Origin of the sequence: Burkholderia sp. BCC0506 (assembly GCF_902833145.1) — a bacterium.
Lineage (GTDB): Bacteria > Pseudomonadota > Gammaproteobacteria > Burkholderiales > Burkholderiaceae > Burkholderia.
Genome location: NZ_CADFEN010000002.1, coordinates 672,562 through 685,714, shown reverse-complemented (window position 1 = coordinate 685,714; position 13,153 = coordinate 672,562). Strand labels below are relative to the sequence as shown.

Below are 13,153 nucleotides of genomic sequence, written 5' to 3'. Positions count from 1 at the left end.
GCTCGCGAATGCATCCGAAATGGAAGCAATCGCGCGCAATGCTCACCGCTATGGCTCTGTATTTGACCATGCTGCGTCGCCGCTTCACGTCGCACTGCATCTTCCTCGTGCCAGAGCAGATGCCTTCCTGCCCCATCGCCACATCGTGTGCGGGTGGGGCTATTTTCCTGACATCGAACGCTCATATGGACCCACGCTTGCCGAATTGTTGGAATTTTTCCGCCAGCAAACGTTTGGCTTCGGCTAAAAACGTGGGACGCGCATATCCTAGCGTGTCACGGAATCGGCTGGCAACATCCCGGCGATCGAGTTGACATTGATTTACTTTCTCGATCGCGAGCGCCCCGCCCGACCGCGCCCGGCCGCGTCGGCCCGGATCACTTATCATACCGGCCGGGCAATTTGCGACCACAGGCACCAAAGGCAGACCATGTTTACAGGCATCGTTCAGGGTATCGGCGTCATCGACGCCATCAAGGATCACGGCGAACTGAGAACGTTCAGCATCGCGTTCCCCGACGGGTTCACCACCGATATCGAGATCGGCGCGAGCGTGTCGGTCGACGGCGTGTGCCTGACCGTGACGACCATCCATTCGCCGGCACTGATCGACTTCGACGTGATGCTGCCGAGCCTGCGGATCACCACGCTGGCCGGCCTCACGACCGGCGCGCGCGTGAACGTCGAGCGGGCCGCGAAGGACGGCGCGGAAATCGGCGGGCATCCGCTGTCCGGCCACGTGGATTGCATGGGGACCATCCTGCACGTCGCGACGTCCGAACACAACCGGATGGTCCGCATCGGCGTGCCGGCCGAGTTCAAGCGCTATGTGTTCGCGAAAGGCTACATCGCGATCAACGGCTGCAGCCTCACCGTGTCGGACGTCAATCGCGACGAAGGCTGGTTCGACGTCTGGCTGATTCCCGAAACGCGCCGCGCGACCACGTTCGATGCGAAGGGCGTCGACGACACGGTCAACATCGAGATCGAACGCAGCACCCAGGTCGTCGTGGATACGATCCGCGAATCGGTCAAGGAAACGCTCGGCGAATTGAACGGCGTCGTCACCGCGCTGCTGGCGGAAAAAGGCATCGATATCGAGGAACTGCTGGCGCGCAACGTCGCGCGGCTGCCGAAGCCGTAAAGGCCGACGATCTGCGTGCCAGGGTGTGTCGCGCGGGAACGCAGGCGGATTCGCCGGTGGCGCTCCCGCCGGTCAAGGCTTGCCGTTCCTGAAGGCCGCCACCAGAAATTCGACGAGCACCCGGACCCGCATCGGAAGGCGCCGGCCCGCGGGGTAGACGAGATGGATGGGGAAGCGTTCAGGCTGCAACCGCGGCAGCAGGACGCGAACCTTTCCGGATCGAATATCTTTCTCGAACAGCCAGGACGGCGCTTGCGAAATGCCAAGGCCGCATAAAACGGACGCCCGGATGTGTTCGGCGTCGCCCGTCGTCAGCGAGCCGTGCGGCACGTAGGAGACGGTTTCCTTGTTGACCCTGAACGCCCACGGTTTCGGCTCGCGATCTTTCGAAAATACCACGCACGCGTGCCGATCGAGGTCGGAAAGTCGCCGTGGCTCGCCATGTGCAGCAACGTAATCCGAACTGGCGACGAGCAGGAAATCCGCGTCGGTCAGCTTTTTGGCGGTGAGTGACGAATCCATCAACTGCCCGTGCCGGATGCCAAGGTCGACGCCATCGCCGACCAGATCGACCAGCCGCTCGGAAACCGATAATTCGACGCTAACGTCCGGGTAGCGCTTGAAGAATTCCGGCAACAAAGGGGTAATGCACAGCCGTCCGTGTGCCGGTGCCGTGTTGACCCTGACGACGCCCTTGGGGGCGCGCTGACGGTCGCCCACCGACGCCTCGAGCACGTCGAAATCGTCGACGAGTTGCTTGGCCGACTCGTAGAACGCGAGCCCCGCTTCGGTGACGATGACCTTGCGCGACGTGCGCAACAGAAGCTGCGCGCCAAGGTGGGTTTCGAGCGCACCGATTTTCTTGCTGACGGCAGGCTGTCCTATTCCGTGTTCGCGCCCCACGGCCGAGAAATTGCCGCATTCGACAAGGCGGACAAACAGCCGAATTGCCTCCAGACGATCCATCAGCGTGCTTCCCGGCGATTCCAAAATGGAATTGATGGTATGTCGGAACACGCCGTTTCGGCAATATCGAAATCGCCGTAGATTCACGGTTGTTCAGCCCCCGACACGACCGACCATGAAAGCACTCAGCGTGACCCCCGACCGCGAACTCGAACTGCGCGACATTCCCACGCCGCTCGACGCCGAACCCGACCACGTGTTGATCGACATGGATGCGTCAGCCATCAACCACGGCGACAAGACGTTCCTCAAAAGGCCGGCAGCGGCGGGGCTTGCGTTGCCGTTGAGCGAACACGCCGTCTGGGGCGCATCCGGTGCGGGAAGCGTCATCGCCGTCGGTGATGGTGTGCCGCAAAGATACCTGGGCAAACAGGTTGCGATCTATCGCTCGCTGGCTCGAAGCCCGCGCGGCATCGGCTTGTGGTCCGAGCGCGCACACGTGCCCTACCGCGCGTGCCTGATTTTGCCCGGGCACGTTTCTGCGCGGGATTACTGCGGCTCGCTCGTGAACGCGATGACGGCTTACGCATTTCTCGACGAAGCCGAACGGGACGGGCACGAGGGTGTCATCGTGACGGCTGGCAATTCGGCAACGGGCCGTGGGATCGCGGCGCTCGTGCGCGACAGGCAACTGCAAGCGATCTTTCTGGTTCGCGGCGACGCCGCGCGCGACACGTTGCGCGCGTCCGGCGTCGAGCACGTGATCGTCACGCGAGAAGGATTCGAGCGCGAGCTTGCTTCGCTCGCGGCGGAACTGAACGCGACAGCCGTTTTTGATGGCGTCGGCGGCGAATTGCTCAGTCACGTGTTGCCGGTGCTGCCGCCGAACCCGACGGTCTACGTGTACGGATTTCTGGACGCTGCGTCGCCGGTCGTGATGCCTTCCGTACTGTTCATGGCGAAAAATCTGACGATGAAGCGGTTCAGCAATTTCGACAGCCGCACGGTGAAGGAACCCGACAACCTTGTCCGCGCGCTCGGCAACCTGGAACGGGTGATTGACGATCCGTTGTTCAGGACAAAAATCGGCGACTTGTTCCGCCTCGATCAAATCGAAGAGGCGATGCGGTACGAATCGGCGGAGGGCGCCAAGGCGGTGTTGGTGCACGGGGATCGCAGCGACACGTGACGATCGACGCCGGATGGGAAAAAACCGCCCCGGAAAGCAGGCGGTTCGGCGACACGCTTGCTGCGAATGAACGGTAGACGCTAGGTGATCCGCTGGATCACCGCGTACCGGCTTCCGTCGAAAAACACCTCGACCCACGGTTCCGGTTCCTCGAACGTCCAGAGCACGAGTTCGCGGTCGATCAGTTCATGCCGGTCGCCGTCTGCCCACAGCATGTTCCATCCGCCCGCGACGGCCACCACGCCGCCCGTGTAGAGCGGGCATTGCGCCATCCACGCGCGTTCGTAGTCGTGCGCGGCGGCGCCCTTGAAGTTGCCGTTGAATCCCCAATCGCGCTGCCAGCCGTGTGCGTCGAGGTACGCGCCGATCGCGGCGGAGCCGAAGCGGAACACCGCGTCGACCGGCGGAAGCGACATTGCGTCGGATCGGCACAGCGGGCGCTCGGAGCGGACAGGTTGCGTGGAAGTCTCCACGCGGCCCGACGTGCCGCCATCGTCGAGATAGACGTTGAGCCAGGCGCCGTCGCGCTCGACGCAGATGCACAACGCATCGGCATCGATCCCGTGCCAGTAGCCGGTGACAGGTTCGCCGTCGTCCGCGAAGCGGTACTGACGGCACGGCCTCGCAAGGCGCTTTGCTTCGTTCAGGAAATCGTCCAGCGTCATCGGATGTCTCTCTTGCTCCAGCGTCCCGCATATCGCAAAGGCGCCGCGATCGCACGACATCGACCGCGGCCGCACGTCACTCCGCCTCCCCGTGCGCCCCCTTCCCCACCGCCACGCGCTGCGCGCGATAAATCCCCGCGTGCCCCGAAAACAGGTACGCGACCACACACGCGACGATCGCATACACGCCGATATCCGCGCCGAACAGTTCGATCGCCATGATCGTCGACGCGATCGGCGTGTTCGCCGCACCCGCGAACACCGCGACGAAGCCGAGCCCCGCGAGCACGGGCACCGGCAGCGCCAGCACCTGGCCGAGCGCATTGCCGAGCGTCGCGCCGATGTAGAACAGCGGCGTCACTTCGCCGCCCTTGAACCCCGACGCGAGCGTGACGACGGTGAACGCGAACTTGCCCGCGAAATCGTAAAGCGGCAGCGGGCCGTGAAACGCGGCCTCGATCGTCGGGATGCCGAGGCCGAGATACCGCGGCACGTTCAGCACGGTCGCGGCCGCCGCGACCAGCAGACCGCCAAGCACCGGCTGCAGCGGCGCATAGCGGATCGCGCGGCGAAACCACGCGGTCAGCGCATGCGTCGCGAACGCGAACAGCCGCCCGACCACGCCGAACGCGATGCCCGCGACGACCGTCACGGCCAGCCCGGCGGCCGATACGGCCGGCACGAACGGAATCGCATAGGCCGTGTGATGGACGCCCCATGCGCGGCACACGACGTCCGCGACGATCGCCGATGCAACGCAGGTCAGCAGCGCGTCGTATCGCAGGCGTCCGATCGCGAGCACCTCGAGGCCGAACACGGCGCCCGCGAGCGGCGTGCCGAACACCGACGCGAAGCCGGCCGCGATGCCGCCCATCAGCAGCACGCGGCGATGCTCGCGATCGAGACGAAACAGGTGCGTGACGCGATCGGCGAGCGCGCCGCCCATCTGCACGGCCGTGCCCTCGCGGCCGGCCGATCCGCCGAACAGATGCGTGACGACGGTCGCGACCAGCACGAGCGGCGCCATCCGCTTCGGCACGAGCGCCTTCGGATCGTGAATCTCGTCGATCAGCAGGTTGTTGCCGCGCGCGACCGACTGGCCGAACCGATGGTAGACCCAGCCGGTGACGAAGCCGGCGGCCGGCAGCCCCCACAGCAGCCACGGATGCGCGACGCGCGTACCGGTCGCCCGGTCGAGCGCGATCAGGAACAGCGCGGAAGCCGTGCCGGCGAGCGCGCCGAGCAGGGCCGAGAGCGCGAGCCAGCGGCACACATAGCGCACGGTCGCGAAAAAATCGGCAGAAGTGGTGAAAAACATGATTTCCAGATTCGACGGAATATCCAAACCTGGGCGGCAGAATACCGCATGGACGGCCTGCGACCTCCTGACGACCCAGGAACACGCAGGCATCATCAGCCGGGCAAACCGGCGGTTGAGGGTCGCACCGCGCGCCACGCGTCACGCGCCGGGAACGACCGCAGGGAGGCATGCCATCTCCGCAAGCGGCGATTATACGCGCCGACGCGCCACGAAACGACGGCGCCTGCGCGGTGCGCCGTCAGTCGCGCGGCGCGAGCGCGAGCCGCGCGATCAACTGCGGTGCGATCTGGTCGAGCGGCAGGATCGCCGACGCCGCGCCGATCGCCGCCGCTGCCTTCGGCATCCCGTACACGGCGCTGGTCGCCTCGTCCTGCGCGATCGTGTAGCAGCCCTTCGCACGCATCGCCTTCAGGCCGAGCGCGCCGTCGCGTCCCATGCCGGTCAGCAGCACGCCGAGCGCATCGCCCTGCCAGCCGTCCGCGACGCTGTTGAAGAACACGTCGATCGACGGCCGGTACGGCGTCTCGGCCGGATGCCGCGTATAGCCGAGCACGCCGCGCGGCGACAGCGTCAGATGGTCGTTGGTCGCCGCGAGCAGCACCGCGCCGGCCTCGGGCACGCTGCCCTGCCGCGCGACGCGCACCGGCAGCCGCGTATAGCCGTCGAGCCATTCGGCCATGCCGTACGCGAACGCCTGGTCGACGTGCTGGACGATCACGATCGCAGCCGGAAAGTCGGCCGGCAGCGCGCGCAGCAGCGCGGTGAGCGCGGTCGGCCCGCCCGCCGACGCCCCGATCGCGACGAGCGTCGGCTGCCCGCGCGTGGGCACCGGCCCCGGCGGCACGAGCGCCGCGGAGCGGCTTTCGAGCAGCCGGCCGATCTGGTCGATCTTCGCGAGGAGTGCCTGCGGCGACGCGTCGGTCGACAGCCCGAGCGCGAGCGTCGGCGTATCGACCGCGTCGAGCGCGCCGGCGCCCATTGCCTCGTACACCGACGACGTGTTCGCGCTGACGCTCGCCGTCACGATCAAAATCGCGCACGGCGCGCGCGCCATGATCCGGCGCGTCGCGGCGACGCCGTCGACCTTCGGCATCACGAGATCCATCAGCACGACGTCGGGCGGATGCGCGACGCAGAAATCCACCGCCTCGTCGCCATCGGTCGCGACCCACAGCACGCGATGGTCCGCCCGCAGCGCGATCACGCGGCGCAGCGCCTCCACGGCCAGCGGCAGGTCGTTGACGATGCCGATGTTCATCCTCGCGCATCTCCGATCAGGTCGTGCACGGCGTCGAGCAGCGCCTCGTCGTGGAAGCTGCTCTTCGCGAGGTAGTAATCGGCGCCGGCATCGAGCCCGCGGCGACGATCCTCGTCGCGATCCTTGTACGACACGATCATCACCGGCACGCGCTTGAGCATCGGGTCGTTCTTGATCAGCGTGACGAGTTCGATCCCGTCCATGCGCGGCATGTCGACGTCGGTCACGACGAGATCGAACGCATCGCTGCGCACCGCGTTCCAGCCTTCCATCCCGTCGACCGCGACCGTCACGTCGTAACCGCGCTTTTCGAGCAGCTTGCGTTCGAGCTCGCGCACCGTCAGCGAATCGTCGACAACGAGCACGCGGCGGCGCCGGTCGGCGAGCGCGAGCTGCGGATCGCGCGTGAGCCGCGCGAGCTGGCCGCCGCGCACGAGCTTGTCGACCGAGCGGATCAGGTCCTCGACGTCGACGATCAGCACCGGGTCGCCGTTCTCGAGCAACGCGCCGGCCGCGATGTTCTGGATCTTGTGCAGGCGGCTGTCGAGCGGCTGCACGACGAGCATCCGCTCGCCGAGGAAGCGGTCGACCGCGACGCCGTACAGCTCCGGCTCGCCGCCGACGACCACGACCGCCGTGCTGGGGCGCGCGACATCCGGCTCGCCCGCATCGAGCAGCTGGTGCGCGGCGACGAGGCCCACGCGCCGGCCGTCGAACGGAAAATGCGGCTGCCCTTCGAGCACGTCGATGTCGTCGTGCGCAAGCTCCAGCGTGCGGCGCACGTGCGCGAGCGGAAACGCATACGGCTCGCCGCCGACCTCGACGAGCAGGCTGCGGATCACCGACAGCGTGAGCGGCAACTGCAGCACGAAGCGCATGCCGGCGCCCGGCTCGTTGAAGATCCGCACCGCGCCGCGCACGCCGCGCACCATCTCCTGCACCGCGTCGAGGCCGACGCCGCGCCCCGATACGTCGGTCACCGCCTCGCGCATCGAGAAGCCCGGCAGCAGCAGGAATTCGAGCAGTTCGGGGTCGGACAGCCGCGCGGCCGTCTCGTCGTCGGTCAGGCGCTGGCGCACGACGGCCGCGCGCAGCGCGTCCATGTCGACGCCCGGGCCGTCGTCGATCACGCTGACGAGCAGCGAGCCGGCGCTGTGACGCGCCTCGAGCGTGACGCTCGCCTCGGCCGGCTTGCCGCGCGCGTGCCGGGCCTCGGGCGAATCGACGCCGTGGTCGATCGCGTTGCGCAGCAGGTGGCCGAGCGGCGCGTCGAGCAAATCGAGGATGTCGCGATCGACCTGCGTGCCTTCGCCGACGATCGAGAAACGCACCTGCTTGCCGAGCGAGCGCGCGAGATCGCGCACGATGCGCGGATAGGCACGCGTCGCGTCGCCGAACGGCCGCATCCGGCACTGCAGCGCCTCGTCGTACAGTTGCTCGGCGATATGCGTGCTGCGCCGCTCGAAGCGGTCGAATTCGTCCATGCGCTCGGCGAGCGAGCGCTGCAGGTCGTTGAGCATGTGCCGCACTTCGTTCATCGACGCGAGCATGCCGGCGTCGAGATCGTCGGCGAACTGCTCGACCATCAGGTCGAGCGAACGGGCCGCGTCGCGCTGCGCGCGCTTCACGCGCAACATCGATTCGGCGAACGGCTTGAGCCAGCGCGATTCCACCAGCGATTCGCCGGACAGGCTCAGCAGCCGGTTCAGCGTATCGGCGCGCACGCGGCGCATCGCGCCGGCGCCCGCCACACGGCCGGCCTGGATCGGATCGGGCGCCGGGCCCGACACGGCGAGCGGCGGCACCGGGGCACTGGCGCCGACGGGCTCGTTCGCGGCGCCGTCTTGATCGCGATACGGCACGACCGACGGCGGCACGGCGGCCGGCGCCTGCATCGTCTGCGCGCTGTCGGCGCCCGTCAGCGCCGCCGCGAACACGTCGATCTCCGTTTGCGATACCGGCTGCCCCTGCGGATCGCCGACCCGCACCAGCAAGTCGACGCCGGCCAGCAGCACGTCGACGTGCGTGGCCGTCAGCGCGATCGTGCCGGCCTGCGCGGCGACGAAGCACTCTTCCATCCGCCCGGCGATCTCGACGCCGAGCGGCACGCCGACGATACGCGCGGCGCCCTTCAGCGAATGCGCGGCGCGCATGCACGCCTCGAGCGCGACGGCATCCGGCTCGCCCGATTCGAGCGCGAGCAGCCGCTCCGACAGCGCCTGGGTCTGCGTGCGCGTCTCCTCGCGATACAGCTCGAGCAGCGACAGGTGGCTCAGGTCGTCATCGCCGCTCATCGCATGCTCCGTGTCACGGCGTCGAACAGACGATCGTCGTCGAGCAGGCCCACCGATTTGCCGCGCCACGACAGCACGCCGCGCGACAGGCCGGCGCTCGCACGCCCGACCGTCGCCGGCACCGGTACCCAGTCGGACGCGCCGAAGCGCAGCACGCCCTCGACTTCGTCCACCGGAAACACGACCGGTTCGCCCTGGTGCGCGGCTACCAGGAGCCGCGTGAAACGGCCGTCGTCGCTGCCGCTGCCGGCGCTGCCGCCCTTGCCGGCATCGAGGCCGAGCAGCTCGCCGATCGAGATCGCGATACGCAGCGTGCCGCGAATGTTGACCACGCCGCGCACGGCCGAATTGCGGCGATGCGGCAGCGAATGGATCGGGCGCGTGCCGGCGATCTCGCGCAGCACGCCGATCGGCAGCGCGAGCCATTCGTCGGCCACCCGGAACGCGAGCGCCGCATGGCGCGTATCGCCGTCGTCGCCCGCGCGCGCCGTGCCGAACGCGCTCATCCGCCGCGTGACGTCGGTCATCTCGGCCACGTCGAGCGGCCGCTCGAGCAGCTTCGCCGCGTTCGATGCGTAGACCGGGCAGTTCAGGCAGCGCAGGCAGTCGTTCAGCCGCTCGCACGAGCGGTCGCCGCGCGTGCCGATCCGGTTCCAGCAATCGTCGACGTCGAGCGTCGCTTCGTCAGTGGCAGCGGCGTCGCGGTTCATATGTTTCTCTGGTCGTCACGGTGTCGGTCCCGTTTCCGTCGTGGTGTCAGCCGGCCGAACGCCGGGCGCGTTCGAGCAGCCATTGCGCACCCGCACGATCGCCGCCGACGTCGAGCAGCGTCGCGAGATGCGTCAGCGCCTCGTGATGCGTGGGGCGCAGGTACAGCGCCTTCCGGTAGAAATCGCCCGCTTCCGCGGCGCGCCCGCGCGCATCCGCGATCAACCCGTTCAGGTAGAACGCATCGGCATCCGGGCCGACGCGCGCCGAGAACTGCGCGAGCACGCGCTCGGCCTCGTCGAACGCGCCCGCGTTCGCCAGCGCCTGCGCGTCCTCCAGCGTCGGGGCATCGTCGATCGCCGGTGCGATGCCGTCGTTGGCCGGAGCGGCCTCGGCGGTTGCCATCGCCAGGTCGGCCCGTGCGTCGATGGCGCCCGTCTGCATCGCCGGCGGCGCCGCCGCGAACGGCCGATGCACGTCGCCGAGCCAGGCCGGCGGCGCGACGGCCACCACCGGGCGCGGCGCGGCAAGCGGTGCGACCGTGAAGCGCTCCGCGCGCCGGAACGGTGCCGCCGCGGGCAGCGGCGCAACCGGCCGCGCCGCGCACGCATCGGCCGCCGCGCCGGCCGGCTCGCGATGAAACGCGAACGCCAGCGGCACGCGCGCCGAGCGCATTCCGTGCCGCATCGCGACGCCCGTCTCCGCCGGCCCGACGAACAGCACGCCGTCGTCGGCAAGGCGCGCGTCGAGCGAGCGGATCACGCGATCCTGCGCATCGCGGTCGAAATAGATCAGCACGTTGCGGCAGAACACGAAGTCGTAGCGAATGCCGTTGTCGCCCACCGGATCGACGAGGTTCGCCTGACCGAACTGCACGCACGCGCGCACGCGCTCGTCGAGCAGCCAGCCGTCGCGCGTCGGCGTGAAATACTGCGTCCGAAACTCCGTCGCCGTTCCGCGGAACGCATTGCGCCCGTAACAGCCGAGTCGCGCCTGCTCGATCGCACGCGCGCTCAGGTCGATCGCGTCGATCGCGAAGCTGGCCGGCTCGAGCCCCGCATCCAGCAATGCCATCGCCGCCGAATACGGCTCCTCGCCCGTCGAGCACGGCGCGCTCAGCACGCGGATCACGCGGCCGGGCATCGCGGCGAGCCGTTCGGCGGCCAGCCGCGCGAGCGTCGCGAAGGCCTCGCGGTCGCGGAAGAACCACGTTTCCGGCACGACGAACAGCTCGATCAGCGCGCGCCGCTCGTCGGCCGATGCGTTGAGCTGCTGCCAGTACGCGTCGAGCGCTTCCGGCGTCACGGGCGATCGCGCGGCCGACGGCACGCGCTCGCCGTCCGCCTGCACCGCATGCACGCGCTCGGTCAGCGCCCGCATCAGGAAGTCGTTGCCGAGCGAATCGGGGTCGATGCCCGTCTCGCGCAGCAACCAGCCGCGAAATCGCGATTCGGACGCATTCATGCGGACTCCTCCCCATGGCCCGGCAGGCCGTCGAACAGATACAGGCGGGCCACGTCGTCGACCAGGTCGGACACGGACACCTGCTGCACGACGCCGTCGGGCGTGTTCGCGACCCGCCCGAGCCAGCGTGTGCGCGCGGTCGAGATGCCGCTGACGCGGAACGCCGCGCGGTCGATCCGCATCGTCTGCGTCGCGCGCTCGACGATCAGGCCGACCGTGCGCTCGCCGCCGGCGTGACCGGCGCGATGACGGACCATCACGAGCCGCGTCGAGCGCAGCGCCTGCGCGCGCCGCCCGAGCGCCAGCATCGGCACGTCGATCACCGGCACGGGCTGGCCGTCGCGCATCAGCAGCCCGGCAATCCAGTCGGGCGCGCCGGGCATCGCCTTCAACGCGGCGAGCGGCAACACCTGTTCGATGCCGGCCGCGTCGAGCGCGTAACGCTCGCCGTCGAGCTCGAACATCAGGAACAGCGCGCGGGCGCCATTCTGCGGATCGGCGCGCGTCACGCGTCGACCTTGAAGCGCGACACGCTCGTGCGCAACTGATTCGCGACGAGCGTCAGGTCGTCGATCGCCTGCGACGACTGGCGCAGCGATTCGGCCGTCTGCTGCGCGGCCTCCGACAGTTGCGACAGCGCCTGCGTGATCTGCTCGGCGCCGTTCGCCTGCGTCTGCATCCCTTCGTTGACCATCTGGAAGCGCGGCGCGAGCGTCTGCACCTCGGCGATGATCTGCGACAGCTGCCCGCCGACCTGCTGCACGTCGAGCATCCCGCGGCGCACTTCCTCGGAGAACTTGTCCATCCCCATCACGCCCGCCGACACGGCCGACTGGATTTCCTTCACCGTCTGCTCGATGTCGTAGGTCGCCACCGCCGTCTGGTCGGCCAGGCGGCGGATCTCGGTCGCGACGACCGCGAAGCCGCGGCCGTACTCGCCGGCCTTCTCGGCCTCGATCGCCGCGTTCAGCGACAGCAGGTTGGTCTGGTCGGCCACCTTGGTGATCGTCGCGACCACCTGGTTGATGTTCAGCGCCTTCTCGTTGAGGATCGCGAGTTTCGCGTTCACCGAGCCGGCCGCGTCCATCACGCTGCGCATCGTCTCGCCCATCCGCGTGAGCCCGCTCTGGCTCACGCCCGCGAGCGTCGCCGACTGCTCGGCCACGCCGGCCACCTCGTTCATCGTGCGCAGCAGGTCGCGCGACGTCGCGAAGATCTCGCGCGAGGTCGCGCCGATCTCGGTCGTCGTCGCCGCGGTTTCGTTGGCGGTCGCCTGCTGCTCGCGCGACGTCGCCGCGATTTCGGCCACCGACGTCGTCACCTGCAGCGACGACTGCTGCGCGCGCGAAACCAGCTCGGTCAGTTCGTCGGCCATCCGGTTGAAGCCCGTCTCGAGCGTGCCGAATTCGTCGCGGCGGCGCAGGTCGAGGCGACGCGTCAGGTTGCCGGTGCGCATCACGTCGTGCACCTCGACGAGCCGCGCCATCGGCACGGTGACCGAGCGGTACAGCATGTAGCCGAGCCCGAGCGCGGCCAGCAGCATGATCGTCAGCGCGCCGACGAGCACGACTTCCGTGTCCTGCACGGATTCGCGGATCATCCTCGCGGACAAGTCCGCGAACTTGCGGTTCTCCTAGACCATGATGTTCGCGTCCTGCACGACCTCGGCCCACCCCGGCAACACCTTCGCGTAGGCCGCGATCGCTTCGTCGCGCGAGCCGCGGTGCTTCTGTACCGCGTCGGTCAACAGCGGCAGGTAGCGATCGTATGCGCCGCGAAACGTCGCAAAACGCGCGCGGTCGTCGTCGCGGAAGATCGACGCCTGGTAGTCGACCGACAGTGACTCGACCTGCTTCGTCGCGTCCGCGATCTTCGCGAGATCGCGCTGCGCGGCGTCGGGATCGGTCTCCACGAAGGTTGCCTGCTGCAGCATGACGAACGTTTCGTTGACCGCTGCACGCAGCGACGACGCGAGGTAGACGCCGGGCAGCGAGTCGCGCTCGATGCTGACGGCTTCTGCGTTGATCGCGCGCAGTCGCTCGTACGAGACGCCGGCTGTCACCAGCATCAGCACGAACAGCACGCCGAAGCTGAGCAGGATGCGATTGCCGAGCGTCAGCCGGGCAGCGCCGATCGTCGGATGCAGGCTTTCATTGGTCGCGCGGGGCGTCACGGTGGCCATGTTCGTTATGGGCTTTCTAAAT

11 protein-coding genes, 1 pseudogene and 1 riboswitch are annotated in these 13,153 nt (G+C 68.3%); of the genes and pseudogenes, 3 read left to right on the top strand and 9 right to left on the bottom strand.

What is annotated here, in order from left to right:
- Positions 1 to 19 precede the first annotated feature (19 nt).
- Together HWX62_RS07035 and HWX62_RS07030 are read left to right on the top strand one after the other, a co-directional pair.
- Complete coding sequence (locus tag HWX62_RS07035) at positions 20 to 247, top strand: hypothetical protein (RefSeq protein ID WP_175932326.1); 228 nt, start codon at positions 20 to 22, stop codon at positions 245 to 247.
- Positions 248 to 430: 183 nt separating this feature from the next.
- Positions 431 to 1,144 carry a riboflavin synthase subunit alpha gene (locus HWX62_RS07030; protein ID WP_175932325.1) on the top strand — a complete coding sequence of 238 codons (714 nt, stop codon included), beginning with the start codon at positions 431 to 433 and terminating at the stop codon, positions 1,142 to 1,144.
- 72 nt (positions 1,145 to 1,216) lie between these two features.
- Here HWX62_RS07030 and HWX62_RS07025 read toward each other — a convergent pair whose 3' ends face one another.
- A complete protein-coding gene (locus HWX62_RS07025) occupies positions 1,217 to 2,110 on the bottom strand; it encodes a LysR family transcriptional regulator (protein ID WP_175932393.1) in 894 nt (297 codons plus the stop codon).
- Positions 2,111 to 2,225: 115 nt separating this feature from the next.
- On the opposite strand from HWX62_RS07025, the gene HWX62_RS07020 reads away from it, so the two are divergent.
- Entirely contained in the window at positions 2,226 to 3,239 is a 1,014-nt protein-coding gene (locus tag HWX62_RS07020) for a Zn-dependent oxidoreductase (RefSeq protein WP_175932324.1), read from the top strand.
- A gap of 80 nt (positions 3,240 to 3,319) precedes the next feature.
- Here HWX62_RS07020 and HWX62_RS07015 read toward each other — a convergent pair whose 3' ends face one another.
- The 8 genes and pseudogenes from HWX62_RS07015 to HWX62_RS06980 all read right to left on the bottom strand — a co-directional run bounded on the left by HWX62_RS07015 (position 3,320) and on the right by HWX62_RS06980 (position 13,131).
- Positions 3,320 to 3,904, bottom strand: coding sequence for a hypothetical protein (locus tag HWX62_RS07015; protein WP_175932323.1), 585 nt, complete (start codon positions 3,902 to 3,904; stop codon positions 3,320 to 3,322).
- Positions 3,905 to 3,980: 76 nt separating this feature from the next.
- A complete protein-coding gene (locus tag HWX62_RS07010) occupies positions 3,981 to 5,222 on the bottom strand; it encodes a voltage-gated chloride channel family protein (protein WP_175932322.1) in 1,242 nt (413 codons plus the stop codon).
- A gap of 79 nt (positions 5,223 to 5,301) precedes the next feature.
- Positions 5,302 to 5,412, bottom strand: a riboswitch (Fluoride riboswitch).
- 51 nt (positions 5,413 to 5,463) lie between these two features.
- On the bottom strand, positions 5,464 to 6,483 hold the full coding sequence (locus tag HWX62_RS07005; protein WP_175932321.1) for a chemotaxis response regulator protein-glutamate methylesterase: 1,020 nt from the start codon (positions 6,481 to 6,483) through the stop codon (positions 5,464 to 5,466).
- The gene (locus HWX62_RS07000) at positions 6,480 to 8,777 is read right to left on the bottom strand and encodes a hybrid sensor histidine kinase/response regulator (RefSeq protein ID WP_175932320.1); all 2,298 of its coding nucleotides are present in this window, start codon (positions 8,775 to 8,777) and stop codon (positions 6,480 to 6,482) included. Before HWX62_RS07000 ends, HWX62_RS07005 begins: the two co-directional genes overlap by 4 nt.
- Positions 8,774 to 9,487: a chemotaxis protein CheW gene (locus HWX62_RS06995; RefSeq protein WP_175932319.1), complete on the bottom strand. Its 714-nt coding sequence runs from the start codon at positions 9,485 to 9,487 to the stop codon at positions 8,774 to 8,776. Before HWX62_RS06995 ends, HWX62_RS07000 begins: the two co-directional genes overlap by 4 nt.
- Before the next feature lie 46 nt (positions 9,488 to 9,533).
- Positions 9,534 to 10,949, bottom strand: a complete 1,416-nt coding sequence (locus HWX62_RS06990) for a CheR family methyltransferase (RefSeq protein ID WP_175932318.1) — start codon at positions 10,947 to 10,949, stop codon at positions 9,534 to 9,536.
- Positions 10,946 to 11,458: a chemotaxis protein CheW gene (locus HWX62_RS06985; RefSeq protein ID WP_175932317.1), complete on the bottom strand. Its 513-nt coding sequence runs from the start codon at positions 11,456 to 11,458 to the stop codon at positions 10,946 to 10,948. The genes HWX62_RS06990 and HWX62_RS06985 overlap by 4 nt, the downstream gene beginning before the upstream one ends.
- A pseudogene (locus HWX62_RS06980) lies at positions 11,455 to 13,131 on the bottom strand (methyl-accepting chemotaxis protein). Before HWX62_RS06980 ends, HWX62_RS06985 begins: the two are co-directional and overlap by 4 nt.
- Positions 13,132 to 13,153 lie beyond the last annotated feature (22 nt).

Bases quoted from the DNA above. Each gene is read 5' to 3' on its own strand.
- HWX62_RS07035 (WP_175932326.1), top strand. From the start codon at position 20: ATGGAAGCAATCGCGCGCAATGCTCACCGCTATGGCTCTGTATTTGAC.
- HWX62_RS07030 (WP_175932325.1), top strand. From the start codon at position 431: ATGTTTACAGGCATCGTTCAGGGTATCGGCGTCATCGACGCCATCAAG.
- HWX62_RS07025 (WP_175932393.1), bottom strand. From the start codon at position 2,110: ATGGATCGTCTGGAGGCAATTCGGCTGTTTGTCCGCCTTGTCGAATGC.
- HWX62_RS07020 (WP_175932324.1), top strand. From the start codon at position 2,226: ATGAAAGCACTCAGCGTGACCCCCGACCGCGAACTCGAACTGCGCGAC.
- HWX62_RS07015 (WP_175932323.1), bottom strand. From the start codon at position 3,904: ATGACGCTGGACGATTTCCTGAACGAAGCAAAGCGCCTTGCGAGGCCG.
- HWX62_RS07010 (WP_175932322.1), bottom strand. From the start codon at position 5,222: ATGTTTTTCACCACTTCTGCCGATTTTTTCGCGACCGTGCGCTATGTG.
- HWX62_RS07005 (WP_175932321.1), bottom strand. From the start codon at position 6,483: ATGAACATCGGCATCGTCAACGACCTGCCGCTGGCCGTGGAGGCGCTG.
- HWX62_RS07000 (WP_175932320.1), bottom strand. From the start codon at position 8,777: ATGAGCGGCGATGACGACCTGAGCCACCTGTCGCTGCTCGAGCTGTAT.
- HWX62_RS06995 (WP_175932319.1), bottom strand. From the start codon at position 9,487: ATGAACCGCGACGCCGCTGCCACTGACGAAGCGACGCTCGACGTCGAC.
- HWX62_RS06990 (WP_175932318.1), bottom strand. From the start codon at position 10,949: ATGAATGCGTCCGAATCGCGATTTCGCGGCTGGTTGCTGCGCGAGACG.